The organism is Streptomyces sp. NPDC087845, assembly GCF_044742755.1.
In the GTDB taxonomy this organism is placed as follows: domain Bacteria; phylum Actinomycetota; class Actinomycetes; order Streptomycetales; family Streptomycetaceae; genus Streptomyces.
The window spans coordinates 107,052-127,893 of the sequence record NZ_JBIUVC010000017.1; the positions used below are offsets into that span (position 1 = coordinate 107,052).

12 protein-coding genes and 1 pseudogene are annotated in these 20,842 nt (G+C 69.4%); 6 read left to right on the plus strand and 7 right to left on the minus strand.

What is annotated here, in order from left to right; genetic code table 11:
• Nucleotides 1-368 precede the first annotated feature (368 nt).
• The 5 genes and pseudogenes from ACIOMQ_RS33180 to ACIOMQ_RS33200 form a co-directional block, all read left to right on the plus strand.
• The gene (locus ACIOMQ_RS33180) at nt 369-1,154 is read left to right on the plus strand and encodes a class I SAM-dependent methyltransferase (protein WP_362204850.1); all 786 of its coding nucleotides are present in this window, start codon (nt 369-371) and stop codon (nt 1,152-1,154) included.
• A complete protein-coding gene (locus ACIOMQ_RS33185) occupies nt 1,151-3,802 on the plus strand; it encodes an SUMF1/EgtB/PvdO family nonheme iron enzyme (protein ID WP_362204853.1) in 2,652 nt (883 codons plus the stop codon). The genes ACIOMQ_RS33180 and ACIOMQ_RS33185 overlap by 4 nt, the downstream gene beginning before the upstream one ends.
• A complete protein-coding gene (locus ACIOMQ_RS33190) occupies nt 3,799-4,059 on the plus strand; it encodes a hypothetical protein (RefSeq protein ID WP_362204856.1) in 261 nt (86 codons plus the stop codon). The genes ACIOMQ_RS33185 and ACIOMQ_RS33190 overlap by 4 nt, the downstream gene beginning before the upstream one ends.
• The gene (locus ACIOMQ_RS33195; protein WP_362204859.1) at nt 4,056-5,336 is read left to right on the plus strand and encodes a hypothetical protein; all 1,281 of its coding nucleotides are present in this window, start codon (nt 4,056-4,058) and stop codon (nt 5,334-5,336) included. The genes ACIOMQ_RS33190 and ACIOMQ_RS33195 overlap by 4 nt, the downstream gene beginning before the upstream one ends.
• Nucleotides 5,337-5,401: 65 nt before the next feature.
• Nucleotides 5,402-5,737 (plus strand): annotated as a pseudogene (locus tag ACIOMQ_RS33200) (RNA polymerase subunit sigma-24); the annotation flags it as partial.
• Nucleotides 5,738-5,900: 163 nt separating this feature from the next.
• On the opposite strand, the gene ACIOMQ_RS33205 reads toward ACIOMQ_RS33200, so the two are convergent.
• The 5 genes from ACIOMQ_RS33205 to ACIOMQ_RS33225 all read right to left on the minus strand — a co-directional run bounded on the left by ACIOMQ_RS33205 (nt 5,901) and on the right by ACIOMQ_RS33225 (nt 14,277).
• The gene (locus ACIOMQ_RS33205) at nt 5,901-6,212 is read right to left on the minus strand and encodes an NIPSNAP family protein (protein WP_362204862.1); all 312 of its coding nucleotides are present in this window, start codon (nt 6,210-6,212) and stop codon (nt 5,901-5,903) included.
• A 92-nt stretch (nt 6,213-6,304) separates the two neighbouring features.
• Nucleotides 6,305-8,770, minus strand: a complete 2,466-nt coding sequence (glgB, locus tag ACIOMQ_RS33210; RefSeq protein ID WP_402191550.1) for a 1,4-alpha-glucan branching enzyme — start codon at nt 8,768-8,770, stop codon at nt 6,305-6,307.
• 128 nt (nt 8,771-8,898) lie between these two features.
• Nucleotides 8,899-10,293 carry a maltokinase N-terminal cap-like domain-containing protein gene (locus ACIOMQ_RS33215; protein WP_362204868.1) on the minus strand — a complete coding sequence of 465 codons (1,395 nt, stop codon included), beginning with the start codon at nt 10,291-10,293 and terminating at the stop codon, nt 8,899-8,901.
• A gap of 238 nt (nt 10,294-10,531) precedes the next feature.
• Nucleotides 10,532-12,238, minus strand: coding sequence for a maltose alpha-D-glucosyltransferase (treS, locus tag ACIOMQ_RS33220; RefSeq protein ID WP_362204871.1), 1,707 nt, complete (start codon nt 12,236-12,238; stop codon nt 10,532-10,534).
• Nucleotides 12,235-14,277, minus strand: coding sequence for an alpha-1,4-glucan--maltose-1-phosphate maltosyltransferase (locus ACIOMQ_RS33225; RefSeq protein WP_402191553.1), 2,043 nt, complete (start codon nt 14,275-14,277; stop codon nt 12,235-12,237). Before ACIOMQ_RS33225 ends, treS begins: the two co-directional genes overlap by 4 nt.
• 858 nt (nt 14,278-15,135) lie before the next feature.
• Between ACIOMQ_RS33225 and glgP the strand changes: the two genes are divergently transcribed.
• A complete protein-coding gene (gene glgP / locus ACIOMQ_RS33230) occupies nt 15,136-17,739 on the plus strand; it encodes an alpha-glucan family phosphorylase (protein ID WP_362204877.1) in 2,604 nt (867 codons plus the stop codon).
• Between the two features lie 137 nt (nt 17,740-17,876).
• Here the strand turns inward: glgP and ACIOMQ_RS33235 are convergent, their stop codons facing one another.
• Together ACIOMQ_RS33235 and ACIOMQ_RS33240 are read right to left on the minus strand one after the other, a co-directional pair.
• The gene (locus ACIOMQ_RS33235; RefSeq protein ID WP_362204880.1) at nt 17,877-19,910 is read right to left on the minus strand and encodes a M4 family metallopeptidase; all 2,034 of its coding nucleotides are present in this window, start codon (nt 19,908-19,910) and stop codon (nt 17,877-17,879) included.
• 207 nt (nt 19,911-20,117) lie between these two features.
• The gene (locus tag ACIOMQ_RS33240) at nt 20,118-20,393 is read right to left on the minus strand and encodes a hypothetical protein (protein ID WP_402191555.1); all 276 of its coding nucleotides are present in this window, start codon (nt 20,391-20,393) and stop codon (nt 20,118-20,120) included.
• Nucleotides 20,394-20,842 lie beyond the last annotated feature (449 nt).

Here is a 20,842-nt window from a genome sequence, read left to right on the forward strand (position 1 = left end):
CGTGAGGCACGTCCAGTGGACCCTCGCGCCGAACCAGGAGTCGGATGCGGAACCGCAGACGTACGCCATGCTGTGCGTCGTCTGCGGAGAGTCCTCCCCTGTGGTAGAAGACTGGGACGCCCCGCAGGGCTGGGCCCTTTCGCACTCGGGGCGCAATCCGTCCCATCACACGTACCGTGAGTTGATCACCAGGCCTTGGCGAACATGGATGAACTCCTGACAAGGATCACTGTCCTGGTCGCTGCGCCGCCGGACGTCGCCGAACCGGCGGTGTGAGAGCGGCGCATTACACGGTGTTGGCGGTCCCGTACGGCGCGATAGCCTGTCGTTGTCCAGCACATCAAGACCTGTGACGCGCGAGGGGGATCGTGGAGCGGCGCGATGTACAAGGGCACTATGAAGAGCTGGCCGCCGAGTACGACGAGCACTGGGTGTACGGGCCGGACTACATCCCTTGGATGTCGGCCCGCATCGCCGAAACGCTGAGTCTCACCGCCAACGACCGTATCGCCGACATCGGTTGCGGTACAGGGCTGTTCGCCCGCGAAGTGGCGAAGTCCGTCCGGCCGACCCGTCCCATTCTCTGCGCCGATCCCTCAGAGGCGATGCTTCGTCAGATCGGGAAGCCACCCCCACCCGGTCTGGCACCGGTTCTCGCCTCGGCCGAAGACATTGCCGAGGGGAATGTCGACCTGCCCTCTGGCCGGCTCGATGCGATGTGGCTGAAGGAATCGGTGCACCACCTCCCGGATCCGGCCCGGACGTTGCGTGGCCTGGCGGGGCGGCTGGCGGTCGGTGGACGCCTGCTCGTGGTCATGCTCCCGGCCACGATCCAGTACCCGTTGTTCGAGAGTGCTCTCAGGCGCTTCGAGGAGCTGCAACCCGACCCGTTCGGCATCGTGGAGTATTTGGCAGCGGCTGGGATGGAGGCAGGTCTCTCCCACGTCGAGCACGAGCTGCGCATCGACCGGGACAGGTACTTCGGCATGGTGCGCGCTCGTTACATGTCCTTGCTCTCCACCTTCGGCGACCATGAGATCGAAAAGGGGATCGAGGAGATGCGTGCCGCCCACCCCGAGCCCGTCCTTGTGTTTCCCGACCGGTTCGCCTTTGTCCTTGGGGAACTGCCGGATCAACGAGGTGAGGGCGAGTGAGTACCGTGGTCGATGAGCGGCTGCGTCGGCTCCGGAGTGAATTGGACGATCACGCACGGATTGCGGACCGTCTCGGACTCGACCTCGAGCGTCCTCTGCGTTCCCTCGACGACGGCTATCCCGAGAACGCTGTTGCGCTTGTCGGCAAACTGACCGAGAAGCTGCTCAAGGAGTTATGGCGCCACCACAACATCGAAGGTGATCCTTCGACCAAGGCGCTGAACGACCTCGTCAAGCGCTGCCGTCCACACATCCGAAGCAGCACCGTGATGGACGCTCTGGACGACATCCGCCGTCTTCGTAATCGTTCCACGCACGACGGCTACGACATCAGCGACGAAGACGGGCTGCTGGCCGTGCGCCGCCTCGTCGATGTGCTGGTCTGGTTCACGAACACGGGGAGCCCCGCGCTCCTTGGCGGAGAGCCGGACCTGGCTCCCGAGGTGGCCCGCCGTTGTGAGTTCCTCGCAGGTCTGTACGTCACACTCGGCTATCGGCAGGCCAAACGCTTCGTTCTCAGCCCCGACACCGTCTACCAGCTGTTCTGCCGTGAATCGGGTATGCGGCTGGAGTACGTGGAGCTCATGCTCTCCCGGGACGCCGACGATCTGAGCACGGTCCTTGCCTCCAGCGACGGTGAGTTGTTGCGCACCCGACTGCCCAAACTCACCAGGTTCGTCGTCTTGGAGGATGACAACGACAGTGCGGCATCCGGGGCGCTCCACCAGATGCTTGGACTGGACTTCCGCATCGTCCGCTACGACGGCTTCGTCGACACTCTCGTCAACCTCGAAACACACCTCGGCGCCGTCTCCTCCACGGCCGCACCCGCAGAGCCCCGCGTGGCGATCAACGCCGCCGTACTGTCCAACGACCCGCACACCGGGGAGCCCCGGACAACGGAGTCCGCGGACGCTGCGGAGCTGCTCACCAGTCTTGCCCGGGGCAGCGCGAACGTACTGGTCACCGGTCGCCCCGGGAGTGGCAAGAGCACGCTTCTGCGCTCTCTGGCCGTCAACCCGGACACCCGCCGATTCCGCTTCTACTTCGATCTTGGACTCAAGCCCAAGGACGAGCCCTTCTCGGAATACGCCGCGCGACTTCTGGCACCGTCCATGGCTTCGGACCGCTCCCGCGCCTACGACCTCTTTCTCTATTTGATCCGCTCAGGCACTGCACTCTGCGTGCTCGACGCCGTCGACGAGGGCGTCGATGAGGCGAGCCCCGCCGGTTTCCTGCGCCTCTTCGTGGATCTGGCGGCCGTGCTCTCGGCGGAGTCCGCCGTTGTCATGAGCTCGCGCGTGTCCTTCCTTGCCGACTCGCCACAGGTCCGCCAACTGCTGGACAGCGGCGCAGGCCGTTCCGAACAGCTCGTCGAGCAGATGTATGCCAATGGAGTCGACCCGGCCAGGGTTCCGCACTTCCACCTCGTACGCCTCGCCGAACCTGATGCAACACCGTTGGAAAAGAGGCTCACCGCGTCGCTCGGGCTGTCTCCGGGGCGTTCCCTCGCCGACATCCTCGGAACGCACATCACCCGGACCCTGGCCGCTTGCGGACAGGCCGGCATCGAGCAACGTCTGCCCGACTGCTTCGGGCACGCCTTTCTCACCGACCGGACGGTGTTTTCCCTCCTCGACCTGCACCGGTCGCTGGGGACAGGCGCGTTCACCGACGGACGCCTTGAGCTCGACACCTGTGTGCTCTCACCCTTGCTACGTCCGGCAGGGCCCGACCAGGTTGCCTTCGTGCACACTGCATACCAGGAACTGCTTGCGGCGCGGTATCTGGCCGAGGCCGGAAACCAGGTCGCGGCAGTGGACATGCCGGGGGGCGCTTTCCTCACCGAGCAGGTTCGGGCCTTCCTCGCCGGCCTTCCCAGTGCTCCCGCGACCGACGACTGCGTACTGCCCGCCGGGACGTACCTGGTCGGCCCGGCCGAACGACTGCTGCTTCGTCGAGTCCCGCGATCCGTACGATTCGACCGCCACGCCGTGACAGTGCAGCGCTACCGGCGCTTCCTCCAAGTGCTCAACGGCGACGGCACGTCGAGCTGGGACCATCCCGACCAGCCGGCAAACGTTACGCACCATCCGTGGACCGACAGGTTGCGCGAATCCGACTACTACGCCGACGCGCGCTACGACGCGTACCCGGCCGTCTGTGTCAACTGGTGGAGCGCGTACGCCTTCGCCGGGTTCGAGGGCAAGAGGCTGCCCACCTCCCTGGAGTGGGAGGCCGCTGCGCGTGGTACGAACGGCCGCCTGTTTCCCTGGGGCGACGAGCCCCGGGACGGACTGATCAACTGTGCGGACTCATGGGTCGGGCGCCCTGTCGTCACCTACCAGGCGTGGTACGAAGACTTCGCAGGCGACGCCGTCCGCCGGGCCTGGGTGACGCCATCGAACGAACGGCCCGGAAACCGCTCTCCGTTCGGCATCGGCGACATGGTGGGCAACTGCTGGGAATGGACGTCGACGAGCCTCGGTGATCCGGGTGAGGCCGTCCTTTGCGGCGGCAGCTATGACAATCCGATGCGCGCTGTGCAGGCAAGCAGTAAGGGCCTCTACCGGAAACGCGGGGGAAGTAACGCGGTCGGCTTCCGGTGCGTGGAGGACATCACCGACACCGAGGAGGCGATGGCATGAGTGGCGAGCCGCGTCACGGCACGATTGTCGACAGGCGTTCGAGTGGCGGGGGAGTGAACGGCACGCTCGGTTCGTACATCGTCCGAGACGACGAAGACCAGCAGTATTACGGATTCGACTACCGGCAGATCGTGACTGAAGGCTTCCGCACCATCCGCACCGGTGAGCGTGTTCGCTTCCATGTCTCGGCGAGCCCCGGCCAGGCCACATTCGTCATCCGCCTCGACCAGCCCGATCCGTCCGAGTACTACGGATGACCGCCGTGTCCCCCTCACTCGAAACCATCACCGGTGTGCGCCAAGAACTGACAGTTGTCGTCCCGGTACGTCTGCTGCGGACCCCCGACTGGGCAGAGGGGCCGTTCCCGTTCGAGCTGGGCAGCCGTCGCACTGATACCGCGACCCGGGCGACCTATTTCGCTCCGGCCTCCGCGAGAGTCCTTTACGGCGCGCCCGGCCGGCCCCGACGCTGGTACCGGTCGGCGTCGATCGTTCACAACGGTCTGCACCTCATCGGTATGGAGCTTCTCCGTACGGCCACCGCCCGTAATCCTGAACACGCTCTCGCGGTCCTTCACTTCACGGTGTACAGGCCGCTGTTGCCTGTGGTGCGCGCGATAGCGGGACGAGTGATTACCGACGGCGACGCCGCGACGCTCACAGGCCCGCTGGATTCCGGCGAGCTTCTCGCAGGTATCGCGGCAGTCACCAGCGGTACAGGCACATTCGCCATAGCCCGCCCCTACACCATTGCCTTTCTGACCCCCGAGGCCGAGCACAGGCCAGCGCTGCGCGCAGGCCACGAAGGGCTACTGCCGGCCACTGCCGACCGCTGGCTCTGGCAGCTGGCGTCACGCTCGAACCCGGCCGACTTTCCGCTTGCCCCGGAGACCGCCGCGGCAGAGCTCGGCGGCGCCGTGCGTATCTCGGCGGACTGGAGCGCTCTGGTGCTCCGGCAGGGCGCCGCATTCCTCGGTCATCGTGCCGATGCGGGGGACGGTGACTTCTACGCGTTCGGCGCCCTGCACTCGCGCACCGTCTACCTTGACGCCCTGTTGCTCGGGTCACTCCAGCGCGACCACATCGACGAGCTGACCGACGAACTCTCGGACGTCTTCGACACCACGCAACTGGCGCGAAGAGTCGCGATGCTGGAGCGGAACATCGCGGTCTTCCGCAGCACCTACTGGCGTCAGCACCTGACCGCCCACGGTCCGGCCAACGAACTGCTGCTCGCCTTCCAACAGCAGCACCGACTACCGGACCGCTTCGGAGAGATCTTGGCCGAGGCAGCCGACTACAGCCGACTGGTGCAGACTCAGGAGAGCCAGCAGATCAGCGGCGCCCTGGGGATCCTCACGATTCTGGGCCTGCCGCTCGGCACCGCGCTCGGCATCCTTCAGGTCATCGGCGACGAGTCGCTCTCGCACCTGCTCGTCGCTCTCGGGCTCTCCGTCGCCGCAACGGGAGCCGCGCTCGCGACGCGTTACGGGCGACTGGTTCTGTCCTCGCTGCGCAAGGGCAGCAGGCTGTAGACGGGCGCTCCTCAGCCCTCGCGCCGTAGTCACCGCTGCTGTAGTCCGTGCTCCGGTCGTCCGGGTCCGACGTGCCCACCGCCGCGGAGACCGACTGGGTGCAGATCGTCGAGTGGTACGACGAGCTCGCGCGCCTGACCGGCAGTCCGGTCGTCCGGCTCAACCGCGCGGTGGCCGTCGGCGAGGCCGACGGGCCGCGTGCCGGCCTGGCGGCACTCGTGGCGCTGGGCGACTCACTGCCCCGCCACGCCGCGGTGGCGGCGTACCTCCATGAACGCGACGGCGACCTGGCGACGGCGGCACGGTTGTACGCCGAGGCGGCCCTCAAGGCACCCAACCTCGCCGAGCGCGACCACCTGACGCGTCAGGCCGCCCGGCTCAATGCCCGCGGTTGCCGCTGACGGGCCGTGCTCGGATCTGCCCGCAGCACCTGGCGCGGCTCCGCGCCGGGCAGACCGTGGGCAGTACCCACCGCACCGTCCGGTTGCCCCGGGCACGTCCGGCGGACCCTCGCTGCGAAGCGGGAGCCGGATGCCGAACCCGAACACGAGCCCAGCTCCTGGCCTAGGACGTGGCGTCGAGCGGCCGCAGGAAGCGGCGCTCGTACCGCTTGATGCAGCGGGTGCGACGGGCCAGTTCGAAGGCGTCCTGGCACTCCGGGTCGGACATGCTGTCCGTGCGGTACTGCTCGTACGCGGCGAGGCTGGGAAAGGAGAAGAGGGCGTAGGCGATGTCGCTGTCGCCCTCACTCGGCAGGAAGTAGCCGTGGTGCGTCCCGCCGAAACGGTTGACGAGCCCGACCCAGCGGCGGCCGTATTCCTCGAAGTCCGCGAGCTTGTCGGCGTCGATCTCGTATTTCAGATGAATGGTGATCACGCGCACATGATGCTGCATGCCGGTTCGGGCTCGAAGGCGGGCACGGTGCGGGGCCCGCAGCCAGAAGCCGGCCGCGGGCCCCGCGGGTGGACTCACACCGGCTTCAGCCAGACCGTCGCCAGTGGCGGCAGCGTCAGCAGAATGCTGCCGGGCCGGCCGTGCGCCGCGACCCGTTCGGGCTTCAGCGGTCCGGGACGGCGCACGTCGCTGCCGCCGTACCGTGCGGCGTCCGTGTTGAGGACCTCCGTCCACGCGACCTGATCACCGAGGACGTCCGGCACGCCGATGCGGTAGTCGTGCCGCACCACCGGGGAGAAATTGCTGACGGCGAGCAGCGGCGAGCCGTGCGCGTCGTAGCGCAGGAAGGCGAAGGCGTTGTCCTCGGCCGCACCGCCGTCCACCCAGGCGAAGCCCTCCGGGACGGTGTCGCGCTGCCAGAGCGCGGGGGTGGCGGCGTACACCGCGTTCAGATCGCCCACCAGGGCGCGTACACCCCGGTGGTCGCTCTCCGCCTCGTACGAGGGGTCGAGCAGCCACCAGTCCGGGCCGTGCCCCTCCGACCACTCGGCGCCCTGCGCGAACTCCTGTCCCATGAAGAGGAGTTGCTTGCCAGGGTGGGCCCACATGAAGCCGAGGTACGCCCGGTGGTTGGCGCGCCGCTGCCACCAGTCGCCGGGCATCTTGCTGACGAGCGCCTGCTTTCCGTGCACCACCTCGTCGTGCGAGATCGGCAGGACATAGTTCTCGCTGTACGCGTACACCATCGAGAAGGTCATCTCGTTGTGGTGGTACTTGCGGTGCACCGGCTCCTTCGACATGTACTGGAGGGAGTCGTGCATCCAGCCCATGTTCCACTTCAGCCCGAAGCCGAGCCCGCCGAAACCGTCGGGGCCGACGTGGTGGGTGGCGCGGGTGACGCCGTTCCAGGCGGTGGACTCCTCGGCGATGGTGACGACGCCCGGGTTGCGCCGGTAGACGGTGGCGTTCATCTCCTGGAGGAAGGAGACGGCGTCCAGATTCTCCCGGCCGCCGCGCTCGTTCGGGGACCAGTCCCCGTCCTCGCGCGAGTAGTCGAGATAGAGCATCGAGGCGACGGCGTCGACCCGCAGGCCGTCGATGTGGAACTCCTCGCACCAGTAAGTGGCGTTGGACACAAGGAAGTTGCGCACTTCCTTGCGTCCGAAGTCGAATTCCAGCGTGCCCCAGTCCGGATGCGCCGCCCGCGACGGGTCCGAGTGCTCGTACAGCGGACGGCCGTCGAACTCCGCGAGCGCCCAGTCGTCGCGCGGGAAGTGCGCGGGCACCCAGTCGACGAGGACGCCGATGCCGGCCCGGTGCAGCGCGTCGACCAGGAATCGGAAGTCGTCCGGTGTGCCCAGACGCGACGTCGGTGCGTAGAAGCCGGTGACCTGATAGCCCCACGAACCGCCGAAGGGATGCTCGGAGACCGGCATCATCTCCACATGCGTGAACCCCAGGTCCTTCACGTACGCGGGAAGTTGCGAGGCAAGCTGACGATACGTCAAGCCAGGTCGCCAGGAAGGCAGATGCACCTCGTACACGGAGAACGGCGCCTCGTGCACCGGTACGTCCCCCCGGTGCGCCATCCACTCCTGGTCCCGCCACTCGTGATGCGGGGCCGTCACGATCGAGGCGGTGGCGGGCGGTACCTCGGTGTGGCGGGCCATCGGGTCGGCGCGCGTGGTGTGCGAGCCGTCCGGGCGGCAGATGTCGAACTTGTAGAGCGTGCCCTCCCCGATCGCGGGCAGGAACAGCTCCCACACCCCGCTGGAGCCGAGCGAACGCATCGGGAAGCCGGTGCCGTCCCAGAAGTTGAAATCGCCGACGACCCGCACCCCGCGGGCGTCCGGAGCCCAGACGGTGAACCGCGTGCCCGTGACGCCCTGGTGTTCCATGGGCTGCGCGCCGAGGGCGGTCCACAGCTCCTCGTGCCGCCCCTCGCCGATCAGATGCAGATCGAGGTCGCCGAGCGCGGGCAGGAAGCGGTACGGGTCGTGCACCTCGATCTCGTTGTCGTCGTAGGCGACCAGGAGCCGGTACTCGGGGAGCGCGGGCATCGGCAGCAGCCCGGAGAAGAGGCCGTCGCCGTCGTCGTGCAGCTGGGCCCGCAGCCCCTTGGCGAGCACGGTGACGGACCGCGCGTACGGGCGCAGCACCCGGAAGGCGACACCGCCGCGGACCGGGTGGGCGCCGAGCAGGTCGTGCGGGGCGTGGTGCTCGCCGGAGAGGAGCCGGGCCCGGTCGCCGTCGTCGAGGGGCGGGGCCGTTCGTACCCCCTGGCTTCCGGCGCCTTGCCGGGGCCGCTGCGCCTCGGCGGCCTCGGTGCCGGCGGCCGTTCGTCCGGCCGCCGGTTTCTCCCGCTCGGCCGGAGTGGCCGCTTCCGGTGACGGCGGGGCGGCCGCTTCCGGGGAGGGCCGGGCGGCCGCCTCCGCCGGAGCCGCGGGGGATGCCGTCCCGGCCGGTGTCGGTGGCGGGACCTGGGGGACCTCGGTCTCGGTGCGGGCGGGCGTGGGGCGGGACGGCTTGCGGGCGGTCACAGGGACGGCCTCCTCGGGAGGTGGGGGCGGAACGGTGAGGGCGGGGCGGGGAAGGAACAGGGTGAAAAGAGCGGGTACCGGAGCGACGGTGGCGGGGCCGTGAACGGGAAGGAGCGGTGTCCGGTCCGTCAGTCGGCGACGGTGGCGAGGCGGTGGATCGCCGCCATCGGGACCGGAAGCCAGTCGGGCCGGTGCCGTGCCTCGTACAGCACCTCGTACACCGCCTTGTCGGTCTCGTGGGCGCGCAGCAGTTCCGGTTCGCTGCGCGGGTCGATGCCCGCGGCCTCGGCGTACCCCTCGCAGTAGGCGGTCCGGCAGTGTGCCGCCCACTCGGCGTTCCACGGGCGGTGCGAGCGGGCCGCGTAGTCGAAGGAGCGGAGCATGCCCGCGATGTCGCGCACCGGGGGCTGCGGCCGGCGGCGCTCGGGCAGCGGCTTGGCCGGTTCGCCCTCGAAGTCGATCAGTGACCAGAAGCCGTCGGCCGCGCGCAGGGTCTGGCCGAGGTGGAGATCGCCGTGCACCCGCTGGGCCGCCCAGCCGCGGCCCCGGTGCCCCAGCGAGGCCACCGCGTCGAAGGCGGTGCGCAGGCCGGGGACGTACGGCACGAGCGCCGGCACCGCGTGCGCGGCGGCTTCCAGCCGCTGCACCATCGCGGCGGCGAGATGTTCGGTCTGGGCGCGGCGCAGGGCGGGTGTCGGCAGGGCGGCGGCGAGCGCGGTGTGGACCTCGGCGGTGGCCCTGCCGAGGGCGTGTGCCTCGCCGGTGAAGTCGAGGCCCTTGGCGAGGGCGCGCAGGGCGAGCTGCCAGCCGTCCTCCGCGCCGCGCAGGAACGGCTGCAGGACACCGAGGGTGAGCGGCTCGGGGGTGGCGGCCTCGAACCAGGCGACGGGGGAGGGCACCCGGCCGCAGCCCTCGCGCGCGAGCGCGAGCGGCAGTTCCAGATCGGGGTTGGTGCCCGGGAAGATCCGGCGGAAGATCTTGAGGATGTAGGCGTCGCCGTAGACGAGTGAGGTGTTGGACTGCTCGGTGTCGAGCAGTCGCGGCGCCAGCCTCGCGGCGATCGGGGCGCTGCCCCGGTCGAAGCGCAGCGCGCCGAGGGTGCCGGGGGTGCGCAGCCGCTCCAGCAGGAGTTCGGCCAGGCGCGGATCGTGCAGGCCCTCGTAGACGCTGCGGCCGGCCAGCGGTCCGCCCGCCACATGACCGATGAGTGCGGGTGCCAGCCGCGGCGGCAGCGCGGACCGTACGCCGAGGAGCAGTTGGTAGCAGTCGTCCGGCGACTGGCCGGGCATGGAGGGCTGATGGGCTCGCACCAGCAGATGGAGCAGTCCGGTCCGGGTGCTGAGGGAGTCCGTGCCCACCGGCAGTATCTCGGTCGCCGACAGCAGTGAGAAGGCCGTGATCGGCTGGCCCTTGCCCGCGAACCACCGCTGCCGGGGCAGCCATTCGTGCAGCAGGGGGGCGAGGGACGGGAGCAGAGCTGTGCTGTCGGTCAGGGCGACCCGAGTGGATGCAGCCTCCGACATGGCATCGCGTCCTTTCCCCGGGCACACCACAGGATGCGAAGAGTGTCCCGGATTGCGGCAATAGCTGTCCGGCTGTGCGGGACGTGTCGGGTCAGGATGGTCCGTACGGACTCGACTCGAAGGGATCGAAACGCCGGAGGGGACCCGGAAGGGCCCGGAAGCGTCCGATGCGGGGGAGAGTGCCCCGTGCGGGGCGGCGGAAACCGCCCCGCGACGGGTGGTGCGCGGTGCCGTTCGGTCAGCTCGGCGGCGCGTCCTTGCGCAGCCGGAACCAGTAGAACCCGTGTCCCGCGAGCGTCAGCAGGTAGGGCCACTGACCGATGGCGGGGAAGCGCACTCCACCGATCAGCTCCACCGGATGCCGCCCGCTGAACGACCGCAGATCGACCTCCGTGGGCTGCGCGAACCGCGAGAAGTTGTGTACGCACAGCACGAGATCGTCCCCGTGCTCACGGGTGAAGGCGAGGACGGCGGGGTTCGACGACGGCAGCTCGTTGAAGGAGCCGAGGCCGAAGGCGGGGTTCTGCTTGCGGATCTCGATCATCCGCCGCGTCCAGTGCAGCAGCGACGACGGGGAGGCCATCGACGCCTCGACATTGGTGACTTGGTAGCCGTAGACCGGATCCATGATCGTGGGGAGGTAGAGCCGCCCGGGGTCGCTGGAGGAGAAACCGGCATTCCGGTCGGGCGTCCACTGCATCGGCGTCCGTACCGCGTCCCGGTCGCCCAGCCAGATGTTGTCGCCCATCCCGATCTCGTCCCCGTAGTAGAGGATCGGGGAGCCGGGCAGGGAGAGCAGCAGCGCCGTGAACAGTTCGATCTGGTTGCGGTCGTTGTCCAGCAGGGGCGCCAGCCGTCGCCGGATGCCGATGTTGGCCCGCATCCGCGGATCCTTGGCGTACTCCGCGTACATGTAGTCGCGCTCTTCGTCCGTGACCATTTCGAGGGTGAGCTCGTCGTGGTTGCGCAGGAAGATGCCCCACTGGCAGTTCTCCGGGATCGCCGGTGTCTTCGCCAGGATTTCGGAGACCGGGTAGCGGCTCTCGCGCCGGACGGCCATGAAGATCCGCGGCATCACGGGGAAGTGGAACGCCATGTGGCACTCGTCGCCGCCGGCCTGGAACTCGCCGAAGTAGTCGACGACGTCCTCCGGCCACTGGTTGGCCTCGGCGAGCAGCACGGTGTCCGGGTAGTGCGCGTCGATCTCCTTGCGGACCCGCTTGAGGAAGTCGTGGGTCTCCGGGAGGTTCTCGCAGTTGGTGCCCTCGCGCTGGTAGAGGTACGGCACGGCGTCCACACGGAATCCGTCGATGCCGAGGTCCAGCCAGAAGCGCAGCGCGGAGATGATCTCCTCCTGCACCGCCGGGTTCTCGTAGTTGAGATCGGGCTGGTGGGAGAAGAACCGGTGCCAGTAGTACTGCTTGCGCACCGGGTCGAAGGTCCAGTTGGACGTCTCCGTGTCGACGAAGATGATCCGGGCGTCCGGGAACTGCTTGTCGTCGTCGGCCCAGACGTAGTAGTCGCCGTACGGTCCCTCCGGGTCGGTGCGGGACTGCTGGAACCAGTCGTGCTGATCGCTCGTGTGGTTCATGACGAAGTCGATGATCACGCGCATCCCGCGCTGGTGCGCGGCGTCGACGAACTCCACGAAGTCGGCCAGGTCGCCGAACTCCGGGAGCACGGCGGTGTAGTCGGAGACGTCGTAACCGCCGTCGCGCAGCGGCGACTTGAAGAACGGCGGCAGCCAGAGGCAGTCGACGCCGAGCCACTGCAGATAGTCCAGCTTGGCGGTGATGCCCTTGAGGTCGCCGATGCCGTCGCCGTTGGAGTCCTGGAAGGACCGGACGAGGACCTCATAGAAAACGGCGCGCTTGAACCAGTCGGGATCGCGGTCCTTGGCCGGGGTGTCCTCGAACGTGTCGTGGACGGGCTCATTGACGATCATGGTGTGGGTGACCCTCCGGTCGGCGGGGACGGTCGCAGGACGACGATGTGCGCGGGCGTGACGCCCGGCTCCAGACGCACATAGAAGGTCCTGCCCCAGTGATAGGTATCGCCGGTGAGCTCGTCGCGCACCGGCACGCTCTCGTGCCGGTCGAGGCCGAGTCGCGGCATGTCCAACGAGACCGTGGCCTCCTGGGTGTGGTGCGGGTCGAGGTTGACGACCACCAGAACGATGTTCGACCCGGAACGCTTGCTGTAAGCGATCAAGGCGTCGTTGTCGACGGAGTGGAAGTGGACATCGCGCAGTTGCTGCAGCGCCGGGTGGCATCGCCTGATGCGGTTGAGCCGGGTGATGAGGGGGGCCAGGGAGCGGCCCTCGCGCTCCGCCGACTCCCAGTCCCGGGGCCGGATCTGATACTTCTCCGAGTCGAGGTACTCCTCACTGCCGGGCCCTGCCGGGGTGTTCTCGCACAGTTCGTACCCCGCGTACACCCCCCAGGACGGAGAGAGCGTGGCGGCCAGGACGGCCCGTGCCTCGAAGGCCGGACGGCCGCCGTCCTGGAGGTATTCCGGCAGGATGTCCGGGGTGTTCACGAAGAAGTTGGGCCGCATGTAGGAGGCGGTCTCGGCCGACAACTCGGTGACGTAGTCGGTGATTTCCTGCTTGCTGTTGCGCCAGGTGAAATACGTGTACGACTGCTGGAATCCGATGGTGGCGAGCGCACGCATCATCGCGGGCCGGGTGAATGCCTCGGCCAGGAAGATCACATCCGGATCGGTCCGATTGATATCGGCGATCACCTTCTCCCAGAAGATCACCGGTTTGGTGTGCGGATTGTCGACACGGAAGATCCGCACCCCGTGATCCATCCAGAAACGGAGAATGCGTACGGTCTCCGCGACCAGCCCGCGCAGATCCTTGTCGAAGGCGATCGGATAGATGTCCTGATATTTCTTCGGCGGATTCTCCGCATAGGCGATCGTGCCGTCCGCGCGATGGTGGAACCATTCGGGGTGCTTCTCGACCCAGGGGTGGTCGGGCGAGCACTGGAGCGCGAAATCCAGCGCGATCTCCATGCGCAGGGTGCGGGCGGTCGCGACGAAATGATCGAAGTCGTCGAGCGTGCCGAGCTCGGGATGCACGGAGTCGTGACCGCCCTCGGCCGAGCCGATCGCCCAGGGCACGCCCACGTCGTGAGGGGCGGGGGAGAGCGAGTTGTTGGGGCCCTTGCGATGGGTGGTTCCGATGGGGTGGACGGGTGGGAGGTAGACCACGTCGAAGCCCATGGCGGCGACCGCGGGGAGCCGCTCGGCAGCCGTACGGAAGGTGCCGCTGATGATCCTCTCCGGCCGGGCCGCGGTCTTCCCGGCCCTGCCCTTCTTCGCCGTACCGGCCGGCCCGGCGGGCACGACCCTGGCGCCCTCGGAGCGGGGGAACAGCTCGTACCAGGATCCGAACAGGGCCCGCCGGCGTTCGACCAGCAGGGGGAGCGGCGGGGACGCGGTGACCAGTTCGCGCAGCGGGTGACGGGCGAGCGCGGCCAGTGCCTCGGGGGCGAGCGCCCCGGCGAGCCGGGCGGCGGCCGGACGGGACGTGTCGCGCAAGGCGTCGGCCGCGTCCAGCACCGCCTCGCGCCCGTCCCGCTTGGGCACGCCCGCGGCGGCCCGCTCGTACAGCTCGGCGCCCTCCGCCAGGACGAGCGCGGTGTCGATACCGGCCGGGATCTTGACCCCGGCGTGCTGCTGCCAGGTGGTGACCGGATCGCTCCAGGCCTCGACCGTATACGTCCAGCGGCCCTCGGCGGACGGGGTGACGTCGGCGCCCCAGCGATCGGTGCCGGGAGCGAGCTCGCGCATCGCCGTCCAGGGGCCGGGGCGCCCGTTCGGATCCCGCAGGACCACCTGGGCGGCGACGGCGTCGTGGCCCTCCCGGAAGACGGTCGCGGTGATCTGGAAGGTCTCACCGGCAACGGCCTTGGCGGGCCTTCTGCCGCAGTCGACGAGAGGGCGGACGTCGAGGACGGGAATGCGACCGATCATGGAATCACCTGGGGACTGGGGCTCGGGCCGAACGGGACGCGACGTGACCGCGGAGGGCGGAATACGCGCACCGCGACCGATGGGGTCCGTCCTTTCTAGCTGCTCTGTCGACGGCTGACGGGGTGTGGGCATGGCCGCTCCTGTCCGCATTCACTCGAATGGCACTCGAATGGCCGGGGTGCGGATGTGTTTCGCGGAGGTAAACCGGATGAACACCGGTCCCGCGGGTGCCTCGCATTCATGCTGCATTCGGGCGGCATTCGCATGTTCCCTGGATGCACTCGGGCTGTGTACCGGAGAAGCCTTCCCATGCTTCTCGGTGGGCCAATCCGGTGGCGTGTCAACTAATCGGGCGTATCTGTGACGACCGGAATGCGCCGAGCACCGCCGCGCGTGTGCGGGCCCGTCGGTGCTCCCGGACGCCACTGGGAAGCCTTCCTCTTGGTGTGAAGCGCCACAAGACCGAATGAGGGGGCGGAATCGGCCATTACGCATGGGGCGGGTGGTTTTTGATGGGCCGTATGGGATTTCGGATGCGTATGAGGAGAGGCGGGGCGTACGGATTTCGGGCCGTCTCGGAGCGGCATCGGGAGAAATCCGGAGCGGGCCCGGGGGCGACGGCGGGCGGGCGACCCGTCCGGCGGCACGTGCGCGGACGGAAGAAGGGGAAGAACGCCGTCGAGCGTGCGGCGGCCCGCCCGGCGGCCCGCCCGGCGGCCCGTCCGGCGGGTCGTGCCGTGAGCCGGTCGTGGGCCGCGGCCGCGGTGCGCGGTCCGTCGTCGGCGCCGAGGGTGACGGAGCGGCGCACACCGTGGTGCGTCCCCTCGGATCCGTGCGTCCCCTGTAAAGGTGGAACACGTGAAGGCCATTCGTCGATTCACCGTGCGTCCCGTCCTCCCCGATCCCCTTCAACCGCTCAGCGACCTCGCCCGCAATCTGCGCTGGTCCTGGCACACCGAGACCCGTGAGCTCTTCCAGGCCGTCGACCCGGAGGCCCGGCGGACGGCGGAGTGCGACCCGGTGCGGCTGCTCGGTGCCGTGTCCGCCGGGCGACTCGCCGAGCTCGCCCGCGACCGGCAGTTCCTGCACCGGCTGACCGAGGTGTCCGCGGACCTCCGGGACTACCTGCACGGGCCCAGGTGGTACCAGGAGCAACTGGCCCGGGGGGCGGAGCTGCCGGCCGCCGTCGCCTACTTCTCACCCGAGTTCGGGGTGACCGCCGCGCTGCCCCAGTACTCCGGCGGGCTCGGCATCCTCGCCGGGGACCATCTGAAGGCCGCCAGCGACCTCGGCGTCCCCCTCGTCGCGGTCGGCCTGCTCTACCGGCACGGCTACTTCCGCCAGAGCCTGTCCCGCGACGGCTGGCAGCAGGAGCACTATCCCGTGCTCGACCCGAACGAGCTCCCGCTCGCCCTGATGCGCGAGCCCGACGGCACCCCGAGCCAGGTGGTGCTGGCCCTGCCCGGCGGCCGTTCGCTGCACGCCCACATCTGGCGGGCCCAGGTGGGACGCGTACCGCTGCTGATGCTCGACTCCGCCGTGGAGGAGAACGCGCCGGGCGAACGCGAGGTGACCGACCGGCTGTACGGCGGCGGCAGCGAGCACCGGCTGCTCCAGGAGATGCTCCTCGGCATCGGCGGCGTACGGGCCGTACGGACGTACTGCCGTCTCACCGGGCATCCGGCGCCCGAGGTGTTCCACACCAACGAGGGGCACGCCGGTTTCCTCGGGCTCGAACGCATCCGTGAACTCTCCGGCAGCGGGCTGGACTTCGACTCCGCGGTGGAGTCGGTACGGGCCGGCACGGTCTTCACCACCCACACGCCCGTGCCGGCCGGGATCGACCGGTTCGACCGCGAGCTCGTCGCCCGGCACTTCGGGGACGACGGCGAACTCCCCGGGGTGGGCGTCGAACGCATCCTGCAACTGGGCATGGAGACCTACCCCGGCGGTGAACCCGAGCTGTTCAACATGGCGGTGATGGGGCTGCGGCTCGCCCAGCGGGCCAACGGAGTCTCCACCCTGCACGGCTCGGTCAGCCGGGAGATGTTCGCCGGGCTGTGGCCCGGCTTCGACGCGGCGGAGGTGCCGATCACCTCGGTGACCAACGGGGTACACGCGCCCACCTGGGTCGCGCCCGAGATCCTCCGGCTCCGCAAGGGCTACGGCGGTACTCCCGGCCGCTGGGACTCCGCCGTCGACGTCCCGGACCGGGAACTCTGGGAACTGCGGCGGGCCCTGCGCGCACAACTGGTCGCCGAGGTGCGCGAACGGCTCTACGCCTCCTGGCGCGACCGGGGCGCGGAAGCCGCCGAACTCGGCTGGATCGACAACGTGCTGGACCCGGACGTGCTGACGATCGGCTTCGCCCGGCGGGTGCCCTCGTACAAGCGGCTGACGCTGATGCTGCGCGACCGCGACCGGCTGAGGGAACTGCTGCTCCACCCGACCCATCCGATCCAGATCGTCGTCGCGGGCAAGGCCCACCCCGCCGACGACGGCGGGAAGCGGCTGGTGCGGGAGCTGGTGCGGTTTACCGACGATCCACGTGTGCGCCATCGCATCGTGTTCCTGCCGGACTACGGGATGGCCATGGCGCAGAAGCTCTACCCGGGCTGCGACGTCTGGCTCAACAACCCCCTGCGCCCGCTGGAGGCCTGTGGTACGAGCGGCATGAAGGCCGCGCTCAACGGCTGCCTCAACCTCTCGGTCCTCGACGGCTGGTGGGACGAGTGGTTCGAGCCGGACTTCGGCTGGGCGATCCCGACGGCCGACGGACTGGGTTCGGACGAGGACCGCCGGGACGATCTGGAGGCGGGTGCCCTCTACGAGCTGATCGAGGACCGGATCGCGCCGCGCTTCTACGACCGGGGCGGCGAGGGTCTCCCCGAGCGCTGGATCGAGATGGTCCGCCGCACCCTGGGCACGCTCGGGCCCAAGGTCCTGGCGGGGCGCATGGTGGCCGAGTACGTGGAACGGCTGTACGCGCCCGCCGCGACCGCCCAGCGTGCGCTGGACCCCGGCACGGCGCGGCAGCTCGCGGACTGGAAGGCCCGGGTCCGCGCCGCCTGGCCGCGCGTCGCCGTCGACCATGTGGAGGGCGTGGCGTCCGATACCGCGGGCGGCCCGGCCGAGCTGGGGTCGACGCTGCTGCTGCGGGCCCGGATCGCGCTCGGGGTGCTGGAGCCGGACGATGTGGAGGTGCAGGCGGTGGCGGGCCGGGTGGACGCCGCCGACGGGATCTCGGACGCCCAGGTCTTCCCGCTGAAGCCCGCCGGAGGCCAGGACCTGGAGGGCCGCTGGCTGTACGACGGTCCACTCGCCCTCGACCGCACCGGTCCGTACGGCTACACCGTGCGCGTGCTCCCCGCCCATCCCCTGCTGGCGACCGGCGCGGAACTCGGCCTGGTGGCGCTGCCCGCGGAGTCGGCGAGGGACGGCGCGGGCCTGCTGATGCGCTGACGTACCGCCCGAGGGGACCGGCGCCGCAGGCCGAAGCCGCCGCGGACGGGAAACCGCCCGGGAGGAAGCGAGAGCTCCTCCCGGGCGGTTCGTGCCGGGCCGGACCCGGCTTGGGTGGTGCAGAGGGTGCAGCCGGATCAGAAGGTCAGCTTGAAGCTGTTGATCTTGCCGGTGTCGCCCGAGTAGAGGTCCTGGACCTTCAGCTTCCAGGTGCCGTTGGCCGCCTTGGCGGAGGCGTCGACCGTGTAGGTGGTCTGGACGTTGTCCGCCGAGTCGCTGGACGAGGCGTTCTTCAGCCGGTAGGCCGTGCCGTCCGGGGCGACGAGGTCGATGACCAGGTCACCGCGCCAGGTGTGGGTGATGTCCACGCCGACCTTGAGGGTGCTGGGCGCGTTGCCCGTGCGGCCGGTGACGTTGATCGAGCTGGTGACGGCCGAGCCGTGGTCCGGGATGGCGACCGCGGTGGAGTTCTCGAAGACCGTGCCGCCGGGGTCGGTGCCGCCGCCGGGGCGCGCGCCGACGTTGATGCCGGCCCAGGCGTCGGCGACGGACTTGTACTCGGCGCTGGTGGTGCCGTACAGCTCACCGGCCGCCGCGAGGGTGCCGGTACGGGCCGACGCGTAGTTCGTGGTGGAGGTGAACTTGGTGGTGAGCGCCTTGTACCAGATCAGCGCGGCCTTGTCCCGGCCGATGCCGGTCACCGGCAGCCCGTCGGAGGTCGGGGAGTCGTAGGAGACGCCGTTGATGACCTTGGCGCCGCTGCCCTCGGAGAGCAGGTAGAAGAAGTGGTTCGCCGGGCCCGAGGAGTAGTGGACGTCGACGTTGCCGATACCCGAGTACCACGCGTCCTTGGACATGCCGTCCCTGCTCGGCTTGTCCTGGTAGCGCAGCGGGGTGCCGTCGCCGTTGATGTCGATCTTCTCACCGATGAGGTAGTCGCCCTTGTCGGTGGCGTTGTTGGCGTAGAACTCGACCGCGGTGGCGAAGATGTCGCTGGTCGCCTCGTTGAGGCCACCGGACTCACCGCTGTAGACCAGGTCGGCGGTGGCGGAGGTGACGCCGTGCGTCATCTCGTGCGCGGCCACGTCGAGGGCGGTCAGCGGGTTCACGTTGCCGTCGCCGTCGCCGTAGGTCATGCAGAAGCAGCTGTCGTCCCAGAAGGCGTTGACGTAGTTGTTGCCGTAGTGGACGCGGGAGTACGCGCCGACGCCGTCGCCCCGGATGCCGGTGCGGCCGTACACGTTCTTGTAGTAGTCCCACGTCTCCGCGGCGCCGTAGTGGGCGTCCGCGGCGGCGGTCTCCGAGTTCTGCGGGGTGCCGTCGCCCCACACGTCGGTGGACTTGGAGTACAGCGTCCCGGTGCCGGAGCTGCCGTGGTTCAGGTTGTACGTCTTGTGGTTGCCGCGGCCCGTGTCGGTCAGCGTGTACGACGGCGCGGTGCCGAGGGTGACCTGGCCGCTGTACTCGGTGTTGCCGGTGCCGTTCTCGATGCCCTGCCACTCGTACAGCTTCGCGCCGGTGGTGGCGTCGGTGATGACGTGCAGCTGGTTCGGGGTGCCGTCCTTCTGGAGACCGCCGACGACGGTCTCGTAGGCGAGCTGCGGCTTGCCCTGCGCCATCCAGACCACCTTGCGGGGTGCCCGGTCGGCCGCGGCCTTCTTGGAGCCGTCGGCCTTGGCGAGTCCGAGCGCCTGCTTCTCCGCCGCGGCGGGTGCGAGGTCGGCCGACGTGTCCACGGCCTTCAGCTGGGCGCTGGAGACCTTGGACGCCTTGGTGACGCTCTCCGTGGTCCCGGCCTTGGTCTCCTGGACGACCAGGTCGCCGCCGAGCACCGGAAGTCCGGCGAAGGTGCGCTCGTAACGCGTGTGCGTGGTGCCGTCGTTGTCCTGGACGACGTCCTTGACGACGAGCTTCTCCTGAGAGCCGAGACCGAGGTCCTTGGCCGTGGCCGCCGTGCTCGCGCTGGCCTTGCGGATCAGCTCGGCGCGCTGGGACGGGGTGAGCTGCTTGGCCAGGGCGCCGTGGTCGGCGCCCGCGGCCGCCGGCAGCGCTGCGGTGGCGCTGCCGGGAGTGGCAGTGGCCGTACCGGCCTGGACTCCGACGGCGAGGAGGGCTGCTGCGGCTATCAGAGCGCCGGTCGCGGTGGCACGACGGCTGGGCGTGGATCTCACGCGGACTCCTTCTGCGAGGGGGGTACCGGCGGCAGGTGGCCGTCGGGAGAACGAGAAGTGCGCAGAACGGGGTGAAGAGTGTCAGCCGGAAGACGGTTCTGTCAGGACCGCGTCAACAAGTTGGCCGGAAGTCGTCCGTTGCCGGAAAGGTCATGTTCGTTAAGCGGACGTTTCGCCGATCATCACCGCGATGACGTCCAGCGTCCTTCACGGGCCGAATTCGAAGAGTGCGTCGAGGCCGAGCTCGAACTCATCGTGTTCGAATGGGCGGGCGAGGAACGGGTGGTCGCCCCTGGCCGAGATGACATCGAACTGTGGCTCATTTCTTACCATCCGCTCCGGGCTGGAGAGTCCGGTGCGCTGTCGCGCCCGTGCCTCCACGCCGGCGCCCACGGCCGGTCCCCGGACGTGGGCGAGCGGGACGAGAGGGATGTGCGGCCTCGTGTGCGGCGGCGGCCCGGTGCCCGCCGGGGCGTGCGGCACCCACTCCGGGTACCGCGTCACCCGCGGGGACGCCGATGGCCGGGCAGAGGAAATCGCGGCGTTCGTCACCCACGGATGACGCCCGTACACCGACCGGAGCCACCGGGCGGCGAATTCCAGCCCCGACCGCCGACCGTCGGGCGCCGACCGCCGGGCACCGTGCCTCTCGGGCGGTCGTGCGGGTGGAGGTCACGCGGTCGCCCGGGGCGAGCTCGCCGGAGGCGATCCGGCTGCGGAGTCGACCGGCGATGCCGAGGCGGGACGGCCCGGTCTGCGTGGGCGCACCGTACCGGCGCGCCGGAACGCCGTACGTCCCGTGGACGCACGGGACATGACGGGCCGGTACGGGACGGCCCGGACATGCGCCACGGTGATGTATGCGGCGTACGCGGTGTGTGGTGTACGCGGCGCGGCTGCCGCGCTCCCGGCGGGGCCTCGGGACCGTGCGT